The following is a 19,242-nucleotide window of genomic DNA, read 5'->3' on the forward strand; positions in this document are numbered from 1 at the left end:
ATGATACAAATCATTCCATCCGAACAACGCTATAAAGCCGAACACGGATGGTTGACAAGCTATCACAGCTTTTCGTTCGCCGATTATTATGACCCGGACAATCTTCAATTTGGTTCCCTGAGAGTTTTCAACGATGACATTATCCAGGGCGGACAGGGGTTCGGAATGCATCCGCATGCGAATATGGAAATCATGACCTATGTCATTGACGGAACTCTGGAGCACCAGGACAGTCTGGGGAATAAAGGATTGATTGAAGCAGGTGAAGTTCAGCGCATGACTGCCGGAACGGGCATTTACCATTCCGAATATAACCATTCGCCCGAGAAGCCCGTTCATCTTCTGCAAATATGGTTTATACCAAATCAAAAAGACTTATCTCCTTCATGGGAACAAAGAAAGTTTTCACGTGAGCAGCAATTGAATCAACTCCTGCCCGTCGTCTCGGGCCGGTCCCTCGAACATGCCCTGACCATTCATCAAGATGTAACCGTCTATCTTTCTCATTTGCAAGCCGGCAAGGAATTGGTCCATCGCCAGCAAGAGCATCGCCGCATGTATCTGTTTGTTATTGAGGGAAAAGTGGCCTTAAATGAAACCCATACATTATCTGCGGGAGACACCGCCCGCATTTCCGGGCTGTCTGAGTTACACCTTGCGACCCACCGCGGCGGTGAGTTTATGCTCATGGATCTGGCTTAATTCTTTTTTGGCTAAACGGGTTACTATAAAAGAAACATATAAGTTTGCAGACTAAAAAATCATTAAGCGGAGGTTTAACAAAATGGCAAACGTTAAATTGGCAGTAATCTATTACAGTTCAACCGGTACCAACTATAAACTGGCTCAGACTGCCGCTGAAGCCGCCAGGGAAGCAGGAGCGGAAACAAGGGTGCTAAAAGTCCAGGAACTGGCTCCGGAAGAGGCTATTGCATCAAATCCTGCCTGGAAGGCTCATTATGAAGCAACCAAAGAGGTCCCGGTCGCTACACCGGATGATATTGTATGGGCAGATGCCATCATTTTCTGCACGCCCACACGATTTGGAAATATCGCTTCCCAGATGAAGCAATTTTTGGACACCACCGGAGGCATCTGGTTCCAGGGAAAAACCGCCAATAAAGTAGTCAGTGCCATGGCCTCCGCCAATAACCCAAACGGCGGCCAGGAACAGACCATTCTTCAACTCTATACAACCATGTACCATTGGGGGGCGATCGTCGTTGCACCGGGTTACACAGATCCGTCTATTTATACAGCGGGGGGCAACCCGTACGGAACCACTGTAACCGTTGGGAACGACGGAAACATTAAAGAGGATGCCATGGACGCCGTACGCCACCAGGCCAAACGTACTGTTACGGTGGCAGAGTGGATTAAAAAAGGGCAAGTATAAAATTTCCTCTTTGTCTTTTTGTATGGCATAAGAGAGATCACTTGTAATCTGAGCTAAAATCCCAATACACTCTGGTTGAAGAAAGGGATGGCGGTATATGAGCCGCCATCCCTTTCCAAAATGAAATGGCAAAAGATACCCACAGCAAAAAGAGAGCCGCCTTGCCAGTGAGGGGCTCTCTTTTTGCTGTGTACCAGTGAGGGGAGATTGAAAATCTGTTAACCATCACCTGATAAAATGAAACACATTGGTTTGCCTTGGTTATGAATCATTTATTTAAAGAGGAATGAGTACTGCTTCAGTTGTATGGGAAGATGGTTAGAGAGGGCCTGGCAAACTTATTCTAGCCCGACCAAGTCAAATCTTCCCGCTTTTAGGGTTACATTTTCTCCAATATCAATATTTAACTCTTTAGCTTCGTTTGGGTCTATTAAAAAATACCCATTTTTATTTTTTATACCTAACCATTTTCTTTCTTTAATATCAAATCTTGTTTGCTTCCACCGGGACAGTTCCTGTTCCTCAATATTTATCATTGTTCCGGTTAAAATATCATCCTGTTGATCTGTATCATTTTTTTCCAAAAAACCTGCTAAAACTAAAGCATTTATATACTCATTTTTCTTGTTTCTCAGGTCAAAGGGTACGGAATCAAAAATTTTTATCGTATACTCCCTTAATTTAGCATTTATCCAAAAGTCATAAATAATATCATTGTATTCCGCACCTGTCTCAATACTTTCGATATAGATTTTCAACATTTGATTCCCCCCTTACTTAACTAAATGGATGGGCAGTGACTATAAATCCATTCTCACTGATTACAACCTTTAGTTTTCGCGGCTTACCGCCTACAACCACATCATATATGGTTGCGCCCCCCTGTTGAACACCATTCTTTGTAGTAACTGTTTCTAATATGAGATTAGCAACCTCATCCTGATTATTTAACCCCCAGCTGGAAAATTCTTTAGAATGCCTTTCCATAATATGCTGCAATCCTGCTTTTGAGTTGCCAGTTTCCAACCATGTAATTTTTCCGCTCGGTGTTCTGGTTATTCCTACCGAAGCTTCCCTTGAAAACTTAACTCCTTTCGCCTCTAATTCATCAAATAATTTTTTCATCTTTATAAGTTTTTTTATCAGGTTGTTTGCCGGTTTTGAGGAGGTTGTTTCTTTGGTCCATAATCTCCAAACTTCGGATCGACTTTGGGGATTTTTCGGCACCCGGTCAGGGTAAAGACTAATGCAACTGAAATAAAGATTAATACTACCGCAAAGGTTATCTTCTTTATAAAAGTCCTACCTCCGTCAGGTCTGAAACCTCCGATTTTAGTCGGACAGACTTAACACGTTGACAGTGAAGAGATGGAGTTAGAACAACCTTCAGATACCTCTGAGACTTCTATTTGGTTTTTGAGTGACTTCGGATCAGCCGGGTCAGGTTATATGTACCAAGTCGACTATGAAAATGTTTTTCCAGGTATTTATTAGTTGAAGATGAAAATTTTCTAATATGACCCACTCAGTTACAATTGTAACCTGAATATTTAATTTTTCACAAGAACAATGTTCATATTTTTTAAATATTATCACTTTTTATATTTGCAAACAAAAGTAATCTCCCTGCTATATTTGCAGAGAGATTACTTTTGCTATTTTCGGAGCGGGCATCATCGAACTGCATCACCATTGAGATGGGTCCAGTTCGCAATCTTAAAATTTTCATCCCCGCATTTCACTTAACTGCAAAGGTATCTGTTACTTAAATTTTGCATCTGCCCAATCGGCATGATCATGTCCATTCCCATCGCCTGCGTCAGTGACAACAAGCTTTAATTGCTTCTTGCCGCTGATATCAACGCTTATAAACTTCGCTCTTGTGCTTCCTGTCATTTTACCGCTGTCGTAAATCTTTGTTCCATCGGCCCAGACCTGGAAAACAACTGTTCCTTGTGTATCTTCCCTGTCTACTCCCACGTAAGACTCAAACCGTTGATATCCTTTATCTGTAAGGTTATAGACAATTTCTGAATGAGAGTGAGTGCCGATCCCTTTTTCAAAAGTAATTTCCCCCTCATCACCAAGAAGCGTGATTCGATTTCCTTCAATCGAACTGTCTCTTTGAACCGTTCGCCAACCGGCTGACGCGCTCTCCCAATCAAGATCACTCAGGTACGAATAAGGAACAACTTTAAAATCAATGGTATAGGTTTCATTCAGGAAGCCGTCGGATGAGGCAACTTTGATCACAGCCCGCCCCGGCAATTCTTCTGCTTGCGTGATTTCCACCTTGATGTTGTCACTAACCGGAATGGCCTCAACGATCGGTGCAGTATCCCTGGCCCCCATGGAATAGGTTACATTATAATGCGTAACATCCGTATGGAAATCATCGAGTGACTTCCCGTCAAGCTTCACATCTTTTAACAGATCAAGTTTAACTTGTTTTTTGCTCAGTTCCATCGGAGACAATTTCTTTGTGATCGGCTTTAAACGATAGATATAGGAGTACGGCTTGTCAGCGTAAAGCATATATTCCGGCAGTGCGGTTTCCGACCAGCTGTTACCGACACCCATCTGCTTATAGTTAATGTTGAGGGTGATGTCCTTCTGACGGGTCAATTCATTGGGATGCCGGACATTTTCAATATTTTCCTCAGTATAATGAAGCGCACTTATTTCCAACAGCGGCTGGCCAGAAATTATCAGCCCCGTGCCGCTCTTGTTTGTTAAAGTGGCCCAGCGGACATCCGTTTTGTTTCCTGACTCCTGGGGTTTAATATACGGGAAAAATTGTTCATCAACCGTACTCTTATAAACCCCGACATCAGCTCCGGTATTGCGGTCCCAGTAGTTTTCCTGCGGTCCGCGGCCATACCAGGAAAAATTCTCAAACTCTTCGGGAATCGTCAGCTCCATCCCGACTGCCGGGATTTCCGGAAGTCCTTTCCCTGGTGCCAGCGTGCTTCTTACGACAATATCCCCGCTGCCGTAAACGATATAGGTAGCTTTGTATCTGGATTCTTTCAATGTCGGGAGTGTTGCGTTGACGCGGATTTGCACAGCTTTATCGTTAATCTTGCGAACTGTAACCTCTTCAACCTTCATATTACGTCCGGCATCGCGCCAGGTACCTGTTCTCTCTTTCATGCCGTTAAATGTATCGTTATCACTGGGCGGCCGCCAGAAATTCGGAACCGGACCGGTTTTAAACATTTCTTTTCCATTATATTTGAATGAGGAAACAGTTCCTTTCTCTTTATCAAATACAACCTCAAAATCTTTCCCTTTTACGGTTGCCTGTTTGTCCAAGTTGTCCACATGAAGCGAAGGCATCTTTTCCGGATCAAGTTCAGGTGCTTCGGGTGTCCCAAATGGAAGTTTAAACTGCTGTCTTGCCACCTCATGCCCTTTGGGTGCCCAAGAGGTACCCTCAGGTAATGTAAAACTGATATTCAGCCAGTACTCTGCTCCCGGTTTCAATACAGGTTGTTTTAACGGCAGTGTCACTTCCTTCGCTGTCAACGGTTCAACATTCAGATTGGACAAATTCCCCCGTTGGATTACTTTGTCATCCGCCTTCAGTTCCCATGTTGCCTGAAATGCATTTACGTTTGTAAAGAGATATTCATTCTTTATTTTCACAATCCCTTTCTTGAGATCGACTGCTTCCACTTCAACCTCTTGATGGGTTCTCTTAACCTCGTGAAGCTCAGGCTGGATCGTTCTGTCGGGCAATACCAGACCATTATTTGAGAAGATCCCGTCAGTCGGATCGTTTTTATCCCAATCACCGCCGTAAGAAAAATATCCTTCCTTATACTTGCTGTTCGGCGGCCACCATAAGGCTTGATCTACCCAGTCCCAGATAAATCCTCCCTGGAGGTTGGGGTATTTATCAATTACTTTCCAGTAGTGAGACATGTTCCCCAGACTGTTGCCCATCGCGTGTTCATATTCAGTCAAAACTAAAGGCTTCTGGCTTCCTGATTTTCCGTAGTTTTCGACAGTTTCAACACTTGGATAAAAAATCCCTTGAATGTCTGCAATACTGTTTTGCCCCTGATAATGGACGAGACGTGTGGGATCATGTTGACGGGCCCAATCGGCCATTTTCTCCCAGTTTTCTCCTGAACCCGCCTCATTCCCCAGTGACCAGATCAATACGGAAGGATGGTTCTTATCTCTTTCAACCACATTGCGGATCCGATCCAAATAAGCAGCAGTCCATTGCGGGTCACTGCCGGAGATGATTTTTCTGCCGTCATGGAGCTCAAGGTTGGCTTCATCCATGATGTAAAGGCCGTATTGATCAGCCAGTTTATAAAATAACGGATCATTTGGATAATGGGCGGTACGGACCGCATTGATATTAAACTTCTTCATCAGCTTTATATCCTGAATCATTCTTTCTCTGGTCATCACCTGACCCTTATAGGGATCCATTTCATGGCGGTTAACCCCTCTGAATACAATCGGCTTTCCATTTATTTTCATCTGTCCGTCTTTCAATTCAAACTCACGGAAACCAACTTTTGTACTCTCAATTTCAATCGTTTTTCCGGAATCATTCTTTAAGGATAATACAAGTGTATACAGGTTCGGGTGTTCTGCTGACCATTTTAAAGGATTTTTAACCAGTTGATCTGTCTCTGCTGCCACTTCACTCCGGCCGTTCAACAATACATTCATCGAAACCGGTTCAGCAAACACCGGTTTGTTGTCGGGACCGTACAGCATTGCTTCGATTTTATATGGTTTTGAACTTTCTTTTTTGCCGTGGTTATATTTCTTAACATCCACTTTTACATTTAACCTGGCATCCTGGTATTTTTGATCAAGATCAGTCCTTACAGTTAAATCTTGCATATGAATGTTTGGTGTTGAATACAGATATACATCGCGGAATATACCGCTCAAATCAATCATGTCCTGGTTCTCCAGATAACTTCCGTCAGACCATTGGTATACCTCTACAGCAAGTGTATTTTTCCCTTTTTTGAGATACCTGGTAATGTTAAATTCATCGGGAGTATAACTGTCTTCGCCGTAACCCACTTTCTGTCCGTTTACCCATACATAAAAGGCAGATTTTACCCCCTGGAAAGAAATGAATACTTGGCGGTCTTTCCAGTCTCCGGGGATTGTGAATTCACGGCGGTATGAACCGACAGGATTGTATTTAGCCGGTGCATGTGGAGGATTTGCAGGTTCATAACCAGACCAGGGGTACTCCTGGTTTAAATAAATCGGTTTTCCGTATCCCTCCAGCTGCCAATTGCTTGGAACCGGAATCTCATCCCAATGATTAACCTTAATCTCTTCTTTGTAAAAGTCCACAGGCCTTTCACCCGGATTTTTTGACCAATGAAACCTCCACTTTCCATTGAGGGATTTGAAATAGGGCGACTCGGCCGGCTCGTCTTTGATTGCAGATTTTATATCTTTGTAAAGCATCAACGTTGCATGAGCACTCTCCCGATTCACTTGAAACGTCTCAGGTTTATTACTCCATTCCAAATCGGTATTTCCTTCATCGGCATGTGTAAGGGTGCTGGTCCCAAATAAAATAAATCCTGACAACACCAACGGTACAATTTTTTTAAACCCCAATTCTTTCCCTCCTTATTCTTAATAAAAATAATTAATTAATAAAATACAGAGGTTATCGATGATTTTGCACCTTCATTATTATATCACACAAATACCAGTGTTGATATGACCAATTGAATGACTCTTCTAATTATTCACCCTTCATCCCTTTTCATGGGAATTTTTTAAAATAATGCCAGCCCCATCAGCCTGACAGGACAAAAAAAGATCGGTATGATTGTGTTGTAATTTATTTTTTTACATATCAAATCAGGCTCGTTCTAAAGGAGGCGCTTTATGGATACAGTTGATTCGGCAAAATGGTTAGAGAAGGTTCGCCGGGAACGGCCGCTGGTGCACAATATTACAAATCTTGTAGTGACTAATATAGCAGCTAACGCATTGTTGGCCCTGGGAGCTTCACCGGTAATGGCGTACGCGAAGGAAGAGGTTGCCGATATGGCCGGGATTGCGAACGGGCTTTCACTGAATATGGGAACCCTGGATGAAGCTGTTGTCGAGGCCATGCTGATTGCCGGGCGGGCAGCGAATGAAGCGGGGGTGCCGGTTGTATTTGACCCGGTTGGAGTGGGTGCCACCCCCTATCGGAACGAGGTTGCAAAGAAAATTACCGAGGAACTGAACATCTCAGTTTTGCGTGGAAATGCGGCTGAAATCGGGGTATTGCTCGGGGCCGGCGGTGAAGTGAAAGGAGTGGATGCTGCCTCCGCCACGGACAGCCTTGGCGATTTTATGAAACAATATGCAAAGAAAAAAGACTGTGTTGTCATTGCAACCGGAAAAACGGATCTGGTTACAGACGGAGATACAATTTGGCAGCTTCATAACGGACATGAACTGCTGACAAAAATCACCGGTTCAGGATGCATGGCAACTGCCATTCTTGGTGCATTTGCGGGGATAGCAGGAAAAGAGGCGGATGTGAAATCCTTTGCCGAAGCGAGTATGGCTGCTTTAACCTGTTATAACGTGGCCGGTGAACTAGCTGCTGAGAAGTCAAACGGACCCGGCACTTTCCAGGCAGCTCTGTTTGATGCTCTTTTTAAGCTTGAAGGCGAACGTGTAAATAAACGTGCCAGAGTTACGGTCAGGTAGGCGAAAAGCGGACAGGGGATTCAGCCAGTGGAATCCCCTTGTCCGCTTTTTAATTGAACCCGATGGCAGGGCTGGCTTAGATTCATCCACACCAATCTATTGACTAGTCTTTAGTGAATCATTTGACAGAGTCCACTCAAAGCTGTACGAGATTGGACGTTTTAAACCATTTGTTCGATTTTTTGATACTGATGACAGACAAAACTCCAAATATTTTCACAATCGCCTCCGTGACAAAAAAGTTCAACTTTCCTCCGGCATCTAGTCCTACAAAAAGGTCAATAAACGTATGAAGGAAGATGGCTAAAAACAGCAGGCTGATTTTTCTTTCTTTCACACTATGTAACACAACTAACGAGAGGGCAATCCATAGCGGTTTATAAGCAAGATTTTCCCTTCGTTTCAGGTATATAAAAAGGGAAACAACAAAAACAATCAAAACGACTACTTGTACAACCATACTGCCAATTGTGATGTTGCTGATCATTTTCTTTCAACTTCCCTTCCTCTTTTTTAATTTATTATACATCGTTTCACTATATATAGTAAAGCGATGTATAATAGAGAAATAGAAAGAACCGATTCATATAAAGGATCGGTTCTAAACTGGTTCATTGTGAATAACTGGGCTGTATTTACAGTGCCTGTACTAAACCGGCTCCGGTAAAAGGATCAAATCCTTTGGGAGGCAGGTCAATGGCCCGTCTCAATAAGATCTGTTTTAACTTCTGTGGAGATTCGCTGGGAAAAGATTGTCGCAACAGAGCTAACACACCGGAAACATGGGCCGTTGCCATAGAGGTTCCTTTTAAGACGGCATAGCGTTTTTGTGAAAACGTACTCAAAATATTGGTCCCCGGAGCTGATATATCAATGGAATTTCCCGTTGCTGAATAGGTTTCACGGGTGTTATTTTTATTCAACGAAGCGACTGCAATGACAGAAGGGTGCCTCGCCGGTACTTCTACTGTATCACCCCGTCCTGAAGGATTGCCGTCATTGCCTGCAGCGGCAACGATGAGAATTCCCCGTCGGATCGCAGCCCGGATCGCCTGGACAAGTGCCGGTTGAATATTTTTTCCCCCACCGATGCTGATGTTTAAGATATGCATTCGATGTTGGATTCCCCATTCAATTCCCCGGATCAAGTTAGACAGTATACCGGTGCCCGAAGAATTTAATACTTTAATGGCATATAGTGATACTTTGGAAGCTACTCCGACAACACCAATATGATTGTTTATAGCGCCGATAATCCCGGCCACATGTGTCCCGTGCCCGTTCGTATCCTGCGGCGGGCCGGAAGGGGCGAGAAAATTGACACCGCCCTTGATATTGGCAGCCAAATCAGGATGATTGAGATCAATCCCCGTATCGATCACCCCGACCCGGATCCCTTTGCCGCCGTTTAAACGTGCCCGGCCGAGGACGCGGATAATATTCCAGGGAACCGTCTGGGTTGATAACTTTCTGTTTGACAAGCTTTTTGCGGTGGCAATTACTTTTTCTACTCTGTAAAAAGGCAACGAGAGAGTTTGGTCTTTTTCAATATGCAACAGATCAGGATCGTTTTTCAGTTTCAATAGTTTCGAACCGGCTATGGAGGCAGTCACTGTAGGGCTGTATTTGCTGATATAGCGAACCGTTCCGCCTGCCGCTCTAATACGGTCAGGCCTGGGGGTGGAACGATAAACAAATGTATATAAACCTGGTAAATGTTCACCGGACATAAAAAATCACCTCTTTATTCTTAGTTATGAATATAGAGGTGAAAAGGTTCGGACTCTATTCACGAGTATTTCATTGATTTTTAGAAAGACTCCGTCTATTGCTCCCTTTCATCAGGCTGTTTTGTTTTTGCCGGGTACCTCCCCGCTTTACGTGCAGCCGCCTTCAGGAGATACTCCATTTGCGCATTTACGCTGCGAAATTCATCTGCCGCCCATTTTTCAAGTGCCTGATAGAGTTCAGGCTCGATCCGAAGAAGAAACCGCTTCTTTGTACTGCTCATGTATACAGGGTTCCGGTGTTAATGACCGGATGGGTTTCTCCTTCTGATACCAGGGCGACCAGCAAATTATTGACCATAGCAGCTTTTCGTTCCTCATCCAACTGTACAACACCATTGCCTTCCATATGTTTTAAAGCCATCTCCACCATACCCATGGCTCCTTCCACAATTTGTCGACGGGCGGCTAATGATGGGTTTTAAAAAAGTTGAAAAAGAGAAAAGAACTAAAAACAAGAAAAGGAGCATGGGGATGAACCCGCCAAATGAAATCCTTGTCTCATTTGATTTGGACTATACTTTGATGAAAAACCCATTCCGGCAATATGTATTTCCCGAGCTTAATGATTTACTCCAACCTTCCGGGGAAAAAACAGTCAGGCAGTGGCTGAACGAAGAACATACGCAAAGATTGGGACAGGGGCAGTTTGCCTCTGCGTACGACTGGGACAATATGTTGCAGACCGTTGGCCAACAACAAAAATGGGCCTGTCAGGTTTCCATAAAGGAACTTGTGCAAAAGCATGCCGTTCCGGGGAAGGTCTGGCTGTTCAGCGATGTTTTGCCCACACTTCAGCAACTCAAACAACGTGATATTCCAATGGTTGTTGCTACCAACGGCTTTGCCTGTTACCAGCGGCCCGTTACCGATTGTCTGGGAATTACCCCTTATTTTCAGGCTTTCTATACTCCGGAAGAAATACAACTGGCGAAACCGCAACCGGAATTTTTCCAATTTGGGTGCCGCCGGAAGCTGATCCATGTGGGGGACCGTTTAGACCAGGATATCCTCGGGGCAAACCTGGCCGGGGCTGTCTCTGTTTGGATTAACAGAGAGTTTCCCATCGCCTGGCGGGACATTCCGGCAGAGGAACGAAAGAACCACCCCGAAGTCAAATCTTTGCTTCAACGGCGTTTGCAGAGAGAAGGCTCATCATTCCATACACTGGATCATGTGACTCCCGACTATATTCTAGCATCATTGGACGAGCTTCTCCCCGTGCTGGAAAAAGAGATGAGAAAAAAGTTTTGTTAAGAGATAGCGACCGGGTGGGGACTGGACCGAATAAAGAGTTGTGCCAGCTGGTCGTATCCCTGTTGATTGGGATGAACTTCATCGGAGAAGTATTCAAACCGTTTGTAAAAAGTTTCAAAAGGGTTTATGAAGTTGACGCCAAATTTTCTGCATAACTGTTCATAGTTTTGATTCATCGACTTGACGAATAAAGAAGATTTTTTCACTCCCAGTTCGTAAGCCGGCAGAGGAATATAAAAGCCCAACAGATATACATTTGCCTGCGGATTGTGGTTGCGTACCACTTGCAGAATTTGCTTTACATTGTCTTGCACTTTGCGAATCGTTCCCAAAATTTTTTTCAAAGACAGGGGGCCGCTCTCATACATTTCGATAAAATCACAGCCGCCGGTGGTGATTGAAAGATGGGAAAGACGCGGCAAAAGCCGGATGATACCGGAGTTGCTGACAAGGTTGAGCAATTCAGAAGACCTCATCCCCGAGACGCCCCAATTGCGCATTTGGCAGTGATCCGAGTGTTGGAGATGGCGAAAATATTGTGCCACAAAATGCTGTTCCGGACTGACGGCACCAATCCCCTCAGTCAATGAGTCCCCCAGAGCCAAATAGGAAACAGGTGTACACCGATTGTCTGTCATCCATCCTTACCTTCCTTTCTCTTTATCATTCATCTCGAAAGAGACAGCATGGGCGATGCAGGGAATCGCTTCTCCCTGCTGGTAAGAGAGCGTACTGAGCAGTGCTCCTGTAGCAATGACAAGAATCCGCTGATAGCGGCCCTGTGCCATTTGCTTTAACAAATGTCCGTAAGTGACAATCGCACTGCAGGCACACCCGCTGCCTCCTGCAAATGTTTCTTGTTCAGCGGAATAAAGCATAAGTCCGCAGTCCTGGAAATGTTCACCCATGTGATACCCTTCACTTTCCAGAAGCTCACGGGCAATAGGATGGCCTACCGAAGCCAGATCACCTGTGACAATTAAATCATAATCTTCAGGTGTCCTTCCCGTATCCTCAAAATGGGTCTGTATCGTTTTAGCTGCTGCCGGGGCCATCGCCGAACCCATATCAAAAGGGTTTTTGATCCCCAAATCCATTACCGTGCCAATCGTGGCATAGCAAATTTTGGGACCCTGCCGGCCCATACCGACGATGGCAACACCTGCTCCCGATACTGTCCATTGGGCTGTATCAGGTTTTTGACCCCCGTACTCCGTCGGATAGCGAAATTGCTTTTCCGCCGTACAATTATGGCTGCTTACCCCGGCAACAGCATATCCGGCATATCCACCGTCCACCAGGGCGGCAGCCAGTGAGAGAGAAAGCATCGAGGTAGAACAGGCCCCGGATACACCGAGAAAGGGGATCTGCGACTTTTTGGCGGAGAAGGATGCGCTGATATTTTGGTTTAAAAGATCTCCTGCCAGGTAAACATCAATCTCCCGTCTGGTGAGTTTTGCTTTTTGAATTGCCGTTTCCACAGCATCTTCAAGCATTTTTCGCTCCGCTTTTTCCCAGGTATCCTGGCCTGCATATAAATCCCCGTAGACAAGATCAAAACTGCCGGCCAGTTTTCCCTCACCCTCCATGGGACCCGCCACGGCCGCATTCGCAATAATCCGCACATCATTTTGAAATACCCATGTGCTCCGTCCGATTCTTCTTTGCCCAGGCATTTCACTATCCCCTCAAATCACTTGATCATCTCCATCAGGGTGTGAATGATACCAATGATGAAAGCGGAGACGGTACCGAATACGATCACCGCTCCCGCTAATTTGAACATATTTCCCCCAACTCCGAGCACCCAGCCTTCCGCCCGATGCTCCAGAGCGGAAGAGGCAATAGAATTGGCAAAGCCGGTTACAGGAACGGCCGTGCCAGCTCCGGCCCATTGTCCGATCCGGTCATAGACGCCAATCCCGGTTAACAGGCAAGAAATAAAAATAAGTGTTGCCGAAGTAGGATCACCCGCTTTGTCTGGTTGAAATCCAAATACTTTGATATACATCAACATGAGTGCTTGACCCATTATGCAAATGAGTCCCCCTACCACAAAAGCCTTCAAACAGTTGGTAAACACTTTTGGTTTGGGACGGTGTTTTTTTATCAGTTGTTGATATGCTTCTTCCCGTTGCTTTTCCTTGCTTGAGGATCTGTTGGAACTCATCGGGTTTCGCTCCTCACTCACATTCATTGCTCATTTAATATCGTGCGAATTGTACAGTGCAATTATTCGTGTAAACAAATAAAAGAGAGCATCTCTGTTTGATGCTCTCCCGATCCTTGATTTCACTGTTATTTTATTGATTGGCTGTATGTAGAAAATTTACTCTCTGCTTCAATCCCCTTTGTTGAGCAGATGAGTAAAGTGCAACCTGTCCGGGTGGTTACCGCCTTGCTAAACCCGGGCGGGGTATAAAAATAATCGCCACGGTTTAATTCATAATCCCCAATTTTCACTTGACCGTCAATCACAAAAATTTCTTCGCCGCCAATATGTTCATGTACCGGAAATTGGCCGCCGGATTCCATTTGTAACAAAACACTGTATTCACCGGCAGCTTTTCTCAAATAACTGATTTTGACCCCGCATCCCATAGGAATGCTGTCCCGATCACCCGTACGGATGACATAGGGCTTATTCATTTTATAAAAACCCCCTAAAATGTTTGGCATCATTGTACCTTGAATACAATGGGGGGTTCAAGACCTTTATGAAAAAATTTGCAAGCAAAAAAACTTTGCACAAAAAAGCTGCCGGCTAACCGACAGCTTCCGTTCACCTGAGCTGAACATCACTTGATACATTGGGATTATGTGTTTCGGAGATCTCATTTAAAGCCTGGCTTGCTTCATTCTCGTAAGGTTGACGCACGGCCATATCACCGATGGATACCACGCCAATCAACTGGTTGTTCTCTACGACAGGCAAACGGCGAACTTGAGCATCCGCCATGAGTTGGGCCGCCTCATCGACGGACATGTCAGGGGTGGCGGAAACCACCTGGTCGGACATGATTTCACCGACAGTCATCGAATTTGGCTTTCTTTCAGCAATCCCGCGGATAACAAGGTCTCGGTCGGTGATTACTCCTTTGAGAGCTCCATTCTCAACAACAGGAATCATCCCCACATTGTAGGTCTTCATCAAACTGGCTGCTTCATAGATGTTATCCTGTGGAGAGCAATAACAAAGGTCTGTACTCATAATATCTCTCAGCTGACTCATAAAATATCCCTCCTCTGTGCTTATCATATCCAAAGCGAGGAGATAACATCCTGGTATTCTATAGCAGAATCCGAAGTAAATTTTTCATTTAAACGCTGTTTTCCTGTAAATAATGGAGAGTTGTTTCGATAAAGAGCTCTACTCCGGTTTTCATCGCCTTTTCATCAATATCAAACTTTGGATGATGATGGGGTGCAGTGATGCCAAGATCGGTATTGCCCGCGCCGACAAAACAGAAGGCTCCTTTTCTTTGCTGCAGATAATAGGCAAAATCTTCCGCCGCCATCACCGGCATTATTTCCCACACCTGTGCCGGATCATTGATCTGGCGGGCAACTTCCGCCAAACGGCGTGCTTCAACTGAATCATTGACGACAGGAGGATAGCCCCAGAGATAATTAAAACGATAATCAGCCCCGTACATCTGACAAGTGGACTGAATCACTTCCTCCATTCGACGGGCCAGCTGTTCCCTGACTCCGGGGTCAAAGCTGCGAACAGTACCGGTTAGCCGGCACTTCTCCGCAATCACATTAAACGCTTGCCCTCCCTCGATCGTACCCACTGTAATCACTCCGGATTTTAAAGGGTCTAACTGCCGGCTGATGATCGTTTGCAAATTGACCACTGCGTGGGAAGCAATTGCCACTGCGTCAACCGCTTCATGCGGCAATGCCCCGTGTCCCCCTTTTCCGGTAATCTCCACTTCAAATGAGTCGGCAGCTGCCATCAGCTCTCCTTCCCTGATTCCGACGACTCCTGTTGGCATCGGTGACCACAGATGAATCCCGTAGATCACATCCACTCCTTTAAGAACGCCCTCTTCCACCATCCGGACCGCTCCACCGGGCAACAACTCTTCCGCGTGTTGAAATAAAAATAAAACATTCCCTTTAAGGGATTCTTTCATTTCCGTCAATAATAACGCAGTACCCATCAGCATCGCCATATGGCCATCGTGTCCGCAGGCATGCATCACTCCGGGAACTTGTGAACGGTACTCACATGTTTTTTCATCCTGAATGGGAAGAGCATCCATATCAGAACGCAAAGCAACAGTGGGGCCGGGTTCTTTGCCGCGCAATAACCCTGTCACTCCATACCCTCCGATTCCGGTCCGAACCTCAAGCCCTAAGCCGCGCAAAAACTCAGCCACCTGCTGTGAAGTGCGAGCCTCTTGAAATGAAAGCTCCGGATATTTATGAAAATTCCTGCGCCACTCAACCAATTGTGGAAAAAGGAGCTCAATCCTTTCTTTTAAATCTTCCATATTTCCACCTCTCCCCCACGCTGTATTGTCTCTATTATAACTTGAAAACTTTAAAGAGGCTAAAAAGGGGGTATTTTCACATATACATACCTTTCCTTGGATATTAGGAATTCAAAAGATAGTGCCCATAAAAAATACCCTTATTTCAACATTTACATGATTCTGTTCAGGAATTTTAATCCGGAATGAGAAAAGGAACATTATACAGGGTGGGCTGCCTCGTCCAAAAAGTTCAAGCGGTTATTTTTCGCACTTCTGTCACGGCGATTGAGTTGCACGAACATCAAAGACATACTATCATAAATAAGGATTATATCGGTGCCAATTTAAAGGAGGCGCTTCTTTCATGATATTTAATGAAGCAAAAACCAAAGGCATAAAAAAAGAGTTCGGAGAGCTGGAAAAGCTGATGAAAGGGCTTGGTTTTATCCGTTGGACCTGGGATTACGGAAAAGCTACTTATGAGTATAAATATACTCATGAAGGTGTGGATTACTATCTGCGGTTACGCGGAACCGTGGTTAACGACAAGAGATTGGAGCACCGGAAAGCATTGCTGGAACTCGGGGTGCCGGTATTCATCCGTCATTTCTTCCCGCACGGATTTGATGAATCGGTTGAGGTGCCGGAAGATCTGAAAGCACAAGTCAATGAGAAGATTGCGGAGTTAGAAAAAGCTTTAGCATCTTAAGGCCATAAAAAATAAAACGAGGGTGATCATTTACACCCTCGTTTTCCTATTTCACCCTTTGCGGGTCCGTTTTTTTCGCATTGTCCGGGCTTTCTTTCAGATCAACACCTTCCACCTTGACGTTTACTTCCACTACGCGCAATCCGGTCATCGACTCAACAGCTTCTTTTACCTCATGTTGTAATACTCTGCAAACTTCGTGAATCTTTTCCCCATATTCAATAATGACGCGCAGGTCAATCGCCGCTTCCAACTGGCCTACTTCCACCGTAACCCCTTTGGTTACGTTTTTTCCGCTGACCCGTTTGGCCCAACCCTCTGCCATTCCTCCGGACATACCGGCAATTCCTTTGGTTTTATTCGCTGTAATCCCGGCAATAACCGCTACAACATCATCCGCGATCCGAACCATACCGTTATTTTGCTCCATCCGCAAACCCTCCTCTTCGATGCAACAGCCTCTTCTGTCCTCACATCACACCGATCATGATTCAATTTTTGCGGCTGTTCTTATCAGTACTTAAACCTCCAAAGACAGTGTAGCATATTTATCTGAGTATTGATATGATGTTCCGGGAATGGATCCGGGGATTAACTTACTTTATAGCCGGCGATTTTAATCATCATCTGCACTTGCGGGTGATTCAAATTGACTTTATACCCGTAATATGTCTTATCATCCAAGCTAATTTCAATGGGTATAATATACTTTCCTCTTAAGAGCCGGGTAAACAACTGATTGGCTTCTATATCGCTCAAATGAAGTTTTCGCACAAAATCATTTTTAATCCACGTGCTCCCATAACTTTTTCCGACATTATTGGGATCATGGTACCATTCATAAATTTGCAGTACCGCGTTATGAAACATCCGGTCCAACTGAGACAGATTCTGGAACTGATGGATGTTTAAAAATTCAAACAAATTGTGGGTTTCATCGCAGAATTCATGCAACTGAGCTGATTTGGATAAACTTTCATCACAGAGGCAAAAAAGCTCAACCCGTTTTCCTTTTGACCAGAGACGGTCAAGCAGAGGAATCATATCCTGGTCCGCGCTGACGATGACAAATGTATTGATCTCAGGGATTTGGTATAAAACTTCCATCGCATCCAGACATAACTGGATATCGGCGGCATTTTTCCGTTCGTTTCCTTCTCTGCCGTTTCCGTATACCTGATGAACATGAACCCTTTTCTTTTGTAAGCTCATCATGGAAAGATCCATCTGTTCAAAATCAGCATATGCCTCCATCATGCGGATGGATTCTTTTCCGTAATATTCCTGCAGCCTTAAAAATAAGTTATGACTTTCCTCTGGGTGATCAGGGTCCATATGATACTTTTTCAGTCCGTAATAAACGTTCTCCAGATCTATAAATATTGCTGTGTCTTTCACCCTGGTGTTCATTTAGTCCCTCCTTTCTCTTTTTCTTAGTATGATGGACAAATTCGCCCTTTACAAGTGATTTCCTGCTCATAAATGCCGAAAATCACTTGATACATACAATAGGCTAATTTGACATTTTTTTTGCCTTGCGTATGCTAAATTCGTATTACTTTATCATACATGTGCCGGTTCTGTCATGCAATACCAGTATAAACCATAAATTGGCATTTATTGATTTTTAATTTACTGTAGGAGTGAAACAAATGAACAAGAAATGGTTTTACCCTCTGCTGATCGGCACTACAATTGCCAGTTCTTTTTTTCATTTTTTCTCAGACAGCAAATCGCTTCAGTTTGCCACGGCATGTTTGTCTTTGCTCTTCTGGGCAGCATTGCTGGGGAAAGCAACCGAAAATGTAGCCCATTACTCGGGCGAGCGCTTGGGCGGCTTGTTAAATGCGACCTTTGGAAATGCAGCTGAGCTGATCATCGCCATTTTTTTGGTCAAAGAAGGCCTGTTTGACATGGTTAAAGCCAGCATTACCGGCTCGGTGATCGGAAACTTATTGCTGGTGTTGGGCTTAAGTGCATTTTTCGGCGGTTTAAAATTTAAGATGCAATCTTTTAATCCGATTCTGGCCGGACACAACGCCTCCCTGATGATGCTCTCTGTCATTGGCCTTTTTGTGCCCGCAGTTTTTTTGTCCGGACTGGGAGCGGAGAAAATGAACACCGTCAGCGTGATCATCGCTTCTGTTTTAATTGTGGGATATTTCTTGTGGTTGTTCTTCTCTCTCTTTACCCACAAGGAAGAACTGGGGGAATCCATCGATGGACTGCCGGGAAATGACGATGAGTCTGAAAAAGAGGAAGAAGAAGCACCCGATTGGTCCAAGTCGGTTTCCCTGATTTTACTCGTTGTCTCTACTGCGTTCGTTGCCTTGCAGAGTGAATGGTTAGTACATAGCGTCGAAGCGGTCGCACATGCACTGGGATGGTCTGAGCTGTTTGTCGGTGCTTTCCTGATTGCGATCATCGGTAACGCGGCCGAGCATAGCGCTGCGATCTTCCTCGCCATGAAAAACCGGATTGGCGCCGCCGTGGAAATTGCCGTCGGCAGCAGTCTGCAAATAGCGCTATTTGTTGCCCCGGTTCTGGTTTTCATCAGTTTTTTGTTTGGAAATCCGATGAACATTATCTTCAGCAACTATGAAATTGCCGCTATCGCCGTTTCAGCTTTTATCGCCGCATCAATCTCCCGCGACGGATCAACCAACTGGTATGAGGGAGTTCTTTTATTGATGGTATACGCCATACTGGGAACCGTTTTCTTTGTTGTTTGAGACCCCACACGGCTGAAGCACCACAGGCACTCCCGATGGTCGCCGTGGGTTTCCTGGATAGTTAACGCCCTCCATTCATTTCTGCTTTGGACAACTCCCAAGAAGTTCTACAAGTCAGTTGAATGTACCCACATGGGTGGAACGCCTGTTACCAGCGTTCTAGTCC

21 protein-coding genes are annotated in these 19,242 nt (G+C 44.8%); 6 read left to right on the forward strand and 15 right to left on the reverse strand.

The features are described 5' to 3' along the window. Together I8U27_RS02220 and wrbA are read left to right on the forward strand one after the other, a co-directional pair. Nucleotides 1-702 carry a pirin family protein gene (locus I8U27_RS02220; protein ID WP_181750131.1) on the forward strand — a complete coding sequence of 234 codons (702 nt, stop codon included), beginning with the start codon at nt 1-3 and terminating at the stop codon, nt 700-702. Nucleotides 703-784: 82 nt separating this feature from the next. Then, on the forward strand, nt 785-1,396 hold the full coding sequence (gene wrbA / locus I8U27_RS02225) for an NAD(P)H:quinone oxidoreductase type IV (RefSeq protein ID WP_181750130.1): 612 nt from the start codon (nt 785-787) through the stop codon (nt 1,394-1,396). A 338-nt stretch (nt 1,397-1,734) separates the two neighbouring features. Here wrbA and I8U27_RS02230 read toward each other — a convergent pair whose 3' ends face one another. The 3 genes from I8U27_RS02230 to I8U27_RS02240 form a co-directional block, all read right to left on the reverse strand. Further along, nucleotides 1,735-2,157, reverse strand: a complete 423-nt coding sequence (locus I8U27_RS02230) for a hypothetical protein (protein WP_181750129.1) — start codon at nt 2,155-2,157, stop codon at nt 1,735-1,737. A gap of 16 nt (nt 2,158-2,173) precedes the next feature. Continuing rightward, complete coding sequence (locus I8U27_RS02235; protein WP_181750128.1) at nt 2,174-2,521, reverse strand: hypothetical protein; 348 nt, start codon at nt 2,519-2,521, stop codon at nt 2,174-2,176. A gap of 636 nt (nt 2,522-3,157) precedes the next feature. Next, a complete protein-coding gene (locus I8U27_RS02240) occupies nt 3,158-7,012 on the reverse strand; it encodes a glycoside hydrolase family 2 TIM barrel-domain containing protein (RefSeq protein WP_181750127.1) in 3,855 nt (1,284 codons plus the stop codon). Nucleotides 7,013-7,288: 276 nt separating this feature from the next. Here I8U27_RS02240 and thiM point away from each other — a divergent pair, with 276 nt between their 5' ends. After that, nucleotides 7,289-8,107 carry a hydroxyethylthiazole kinase gene (gene thiM / locus I8U27_RS02245; RefSeq protein ID WP_181750126.1) on the forward strand — a complete coding sequence of 273 codons (819 nt, stop codon included), beginning with the start codon at nt 7,289-7,291 and terminating at the stop codon, nt 8,105-8,107. 136 nt (nt 8,108-8,243) lie between these two features. Here thiM and I8U27_RS02250 read toward each other — a convergent pair whose 3' ends face one another. The 4 genes from I8U27_RS02250 to I8U27_RS02265 form a co-directional block, all read right to left on the reverse strand. Next, on the reverse strand, nt 8,244-8,594 hold the full coding sequence (locus I8U27_RS02250; RefSeq protein WP_181750125.1) for a YhfC family glutamic-type intramembrane protease: 351 nt from the start codon (nt 8,592-8,594) through the stop codon (nt 8,244-8,246). 148 nt (nt 8,595-8,742) lie between these two features. Beyond that, nucleotides 8,743-9,837: a S8 family peptidase gene (locus tag I8U27_RS02255; RefSeq protein WP_181750124.1), complete on the reverse strand. Its 1,095-nt coding sequence runs from the start codon at nt 9,835-9,837 to the stop codon at nt 8,743-8,745. A gap of 95 nt (nt 9,838-9,932) precedes the next feature. Beyond that, nucleotides 9,933-10,118 (reverse strand): hypothetical protein, encoded by a 186-nt coding sequence (locus I8U27_RS02260; RefSeq protein WP_181750123.1) that lies wholly within the window; start codon nt 10,116-10,118, stop codon nt 9,933-9,935. Continuing rightward, nucleotides 10,115-10,267 carry a hypothetical protein gene (locus I8U27_RS02265; protein ID WP_198065822.1) on the reverse strand — a complete coding sequence of 51 codons (153 nt, stop codon included), beginning with the start codon at nt 10,265-10,267 and terminating at the stop codon, nt 10,115-10,117. The genes I8U27_RS02260 and I8U27_RS02265 overlap by 4 nt, the downstream gene beginning before the upstream one ends. Nucleotides 10,268-10,308: 41 nt before the next feature. Between I8U27_RS02265 and I8U27_RS02270 the strand changes: the two genes are divergently transcribed. Beyond that, entirely contained in the window at nt 10,309-11,151 is an 843-nt protein-coding gene (locus I8U27_RS02270; RefSeq protein WP_181750122.1) for an HAD family hydrolase, read from the forward strand. On the opposite strand, the gene I8U27_RS02275 is transcribed toward I8U27_RS02270, so the two are convergent. From I8U27_RS02275 to I8U27_RS02300, 6 genes are all read right to left on the reverse strand, one after another. After that, nucleotides 11,148-11,789, reverse strand: a complete 642-nt coding sequence (locus tag I8U27_RS02275) for an SGNH/GDSL hydrolase family protein (protein ID WP_181750121.1) — start codon at nt 11,787-11,789, stop codon at nt 11,148-11,150. The genes I8U27_RS02270 and I8U27_RS02275 overlap by 4 nt on opposite strands. Nucleotides 11,790-11,795: 6 nt before the next feature. Further along, the gene (gene spoVAD / locus I8U27_RS02280; protein WP_181750120.1) at nt 11,796-12,827 is read right to left on the reverse strand and encodes a stage V sporulation protein AD; all 1,032 of its coding nucleotides are present in this window, start codon (nt 12,825-12,827) and stop codon (nt 11,796-11,798) included. Nucleotides 12,828-12,844: 17 nt separating this feature from the next. Further along, the gene (gene spoVAC / locus I8U27_RS02285) at nt 12,845-13,321 is read right to left on the reverse strand and encodes a stage V sporulation protein AC (RefSeq protein ID WP_181750119.1); all 477 of its coding nucleotides are present in this window, start codon (nt 13,319-13,321) and stop codon (nt 12,845-12,847) included. Between the two features lie 128 nt (nt 13,322-13,449). Next, complete coding sequence (locus I8U27_RS02290; RefSeq protein WP_181750118.1) at nt 13,450-13,800, reverse strand: cupin domain-containing protein; 351 nt, start codon at nt 13,798-13,800, stop codon at nt 13,450-13,452. A 133-nt stretch (nt 13,801-13,933) separates the two neighbouring features. Beyond that, the gene (locus tag I8U27_RS02295; RefSeq protein WP_181750117.1) at nt 13,934-14,383 is read right to left on the reverse strand and encodes a CBS domain-containing protein; all 450 of its coding nucleotides are present in this window, start codon (nt 14,381-14,383) and stop codon (nt 13,934-13,936) included. Nucleotides 14,384-14,471: 88 nt separating this feature from the next. Continuing rightward, nucleotides 14,472-15,653, reverse strand: coding sequence for a M20 metallopeptidase family protein (locus tag I8U27_RS02300; RefSeq protein ID WP_181750116.1), 1,182 nt, complete (start codon nt 15,651-15,653; stop codon nt 14,472-14,474). A gap of 346 nt (nt 15,654-15,999) precedes the next feature. Here I8U27_RS02300 and I8U27_RS02305 point away from each other — a divergent pair, with 346 nt between their 5' ends. Beyond that, a complete protein-coding gene (locus I8U27_RS02305) occupies nt 16,000-16,344 on the forward strand; it encodes a YugN family protein (RefSeq protein ID WP_181750115.1) in 345 nt (114 codons plus the stop codon). A gap of 46 nt (nt 16,345-16,390) precedes the next feature. On the opposite strand, the gene I8U27_RS02310 is transcribed toward I8U27_RS02305, so the two are convergent. Continuing rightward, nucleotides 16,391-16,774, reverse strand: coding sequence for an Asp23/Gls24 family envelope stress response protein (locus I8U27_RS02310; protein WP_181750114.1), 384 nt, complete (start codon nt 16,772-16,774; stop codon nt 16,391-16,393). 161 nt (nt 16,775-16,935) lie between these two features. Further along, nucleotides 16,936-17,754: an NYN domain-containing protein gene (locus I8U27_RS02315; RefSeq protein WP_181750113.1), complete on the reverse strand. Its 819-nt coding sequence runs from the start codon at nt 17,752-17,754 to the stop codon at nt 16,936-16,938. A gap of 242 nt (nt 17,755-17,996) precedes the next feature. Between I8U27_RS02315 and cax the strand changes: the two genes are divergently transcribed. Beyond that, nucleotides 17,997-19,076 carry a calcium/proton exchanger gene (gene cax, locus I8U27_RS02320; RefSeq protein ID WP_181750112.1) on the forward strand — a complete coding sequence of 360 codons (1,080 nt, stop codon included), beginning with the start codon at nt 17,997-17,999 and terminating at the stop codon, nt 19,074-19,076. Nucleotides 19,077-19,242: the final 166 nt, after the last annotated feature.

The organism is Paenactinomyces guangxiensis (assembly GCF_016055185.1).
Classification (GTDB): domain Bacteria; phylum Bacillota; class Bacilli; order Thermoactinomycetales; family Thermoactinomycetaceae; genus Paenactinomyces; species Paenactinomyces guangxiensis.

Excerpts from the sequence above, each read along its gene's own strand:
- I8U27_RS02310 (WP_181750114.1), bottom strand. The coding sequence starts at position 16,774 with ATGGAGCAAAATAACGGTATGGTTCGGATCGCGGATGATGTTGTAGCG.
- thiM (WP_181750126.1), top strand. The coding sequence starts at position 7,289 with ATGGATACAGTTGATTCGGCAAAATGGTTAGAGAAGGTTCGCCGGGAA.
- I8U27_RS02265 (WP_198065822.1), bottom strand. The coding sequence starts at position 10,267 with ATGGTGGAGATGGCTTTAAAACATATGGAAGGCAATGGTGTTGTACAG.
- I8U27_RS02295 (WP_181750117.1), bottom strand. The coding sequence starts at position 14,383 with ATGAGTCAGCTGAGAGATATTATGAGTACAGACCTTTGTTATTGCTCT.
- I8U27_RS02260 (WP_181750123.1), bottom strand. The coding sequence starts at position 10,118 with ATGAGCAGTACAAAGAAGCGGTTTCTTCTTCGGATCGAGCCTGAACTC.
- cax (WP_181750112.1), top strand. The coding sequence starts at position 17,997 with ATGAACAAGAAATGGTTTTACCCTCTGCTGATCGGCACTACAATTGCC.
- I8U27_RS02300 (WP_181750116.1), bottom strand. The coding sequence starts at position 15,653 with ATGGAAGATTTAAAAGAAAGGATTGAGCTCCTTTTTCCACAATTGGTT.
- I8U27_RS02315 (WP_181750113.1), bottom strand. The coding sequence starts at position 17,754 with ATGAACACCAGGGTGAAAGACACAGCAATATTTATAGATCTGGAGAAC.
- I8U27_RS02305 (WP_181750115.1), top strand. The coding sequence starts at position 16,000 with ATGATATTTAATGAAGCAAAAACCAAAGGCATAAAAAAAGAGTTCGGA.
- wrbA (WP_181750130.1), top strand. The coding sequence starts at position 785 with ATGGCAAACGTTAAATTGGCAGTAATCTATTACAGTTCAACCGGTACC.
- I8U27_RS02270 (WP_181750122.1), top strand. The coding sequence starts at position 10,309 with ATGGGTTTTAAAAAAGTTGAAAAAGAGAAAAGAACTAAAAACAAGAAA.
- spoVAD (WP_181750120.1), bottom strand. The coding sequence starts at position 12,827 with ATGCCTGGGCAAAGAAGAATCGGACGGAGCACATGGGTATTTCAAAAT.
- I8U27_RS02235 (WP_181750128.1), bottom strand. The coding sequence starts at position 2,521 with ATGAAAAAATTATTTGATGAATTAGAGGCGAAAGGAGTTAAGTTTTCA.
- I8U27_RS02290 (WP_181750118.1), bottom strand. The coding sequence starts at position 13,800 with ATGAATAAGCCCTATGTCATCCGTACGGGTGATCGGGACAGCATTCCT.
- I8U27_RS02220 (WP_181750131.1), top strand. The coding sequence starts at position 1 with ATGATACAAATCATTCCATCCGAACAACGCTATAAAGCCGAACACGGA.
- I8U27_RS02255 (WP_181750124.1), bottom strand. The coding sequence starts at position 9,837 with ATGTCCGGTGAACATTTACCAGGTTTATATACATTTGTTTATCGTTCC.
- I8U27_RS02250 (WP_181750125.1), bottom strand. The coding sequence starts at position 8,594 with ATGATCAGCAACATCACAATTGGCAGTATGGTTGTACAAGTAGTCGTT.
- I8U27_RS02275 (WP_181750121.1), bottom strand. The coding sequence starts at position 11,789 with ATGACAGACAATCGGTGTACACCTGTTTCCTATTTGGCTCTGGGGGAC.
- spoVAC (WP_181750119.1), bottom strand. The coding sequence starts at position 13,321 with ATGAGTTCCAACAGATCCTCAAGCAAGGAAAAGCAACGGGAAGAAGCA.
- I8U27_RS02230 (WP_181750129.1), bottom strand. The coding sequence starts at position 2,157 with ATGTTGAAAATCTATATCGAAAGTATTGAGACAGGTGCGGAATACAAT.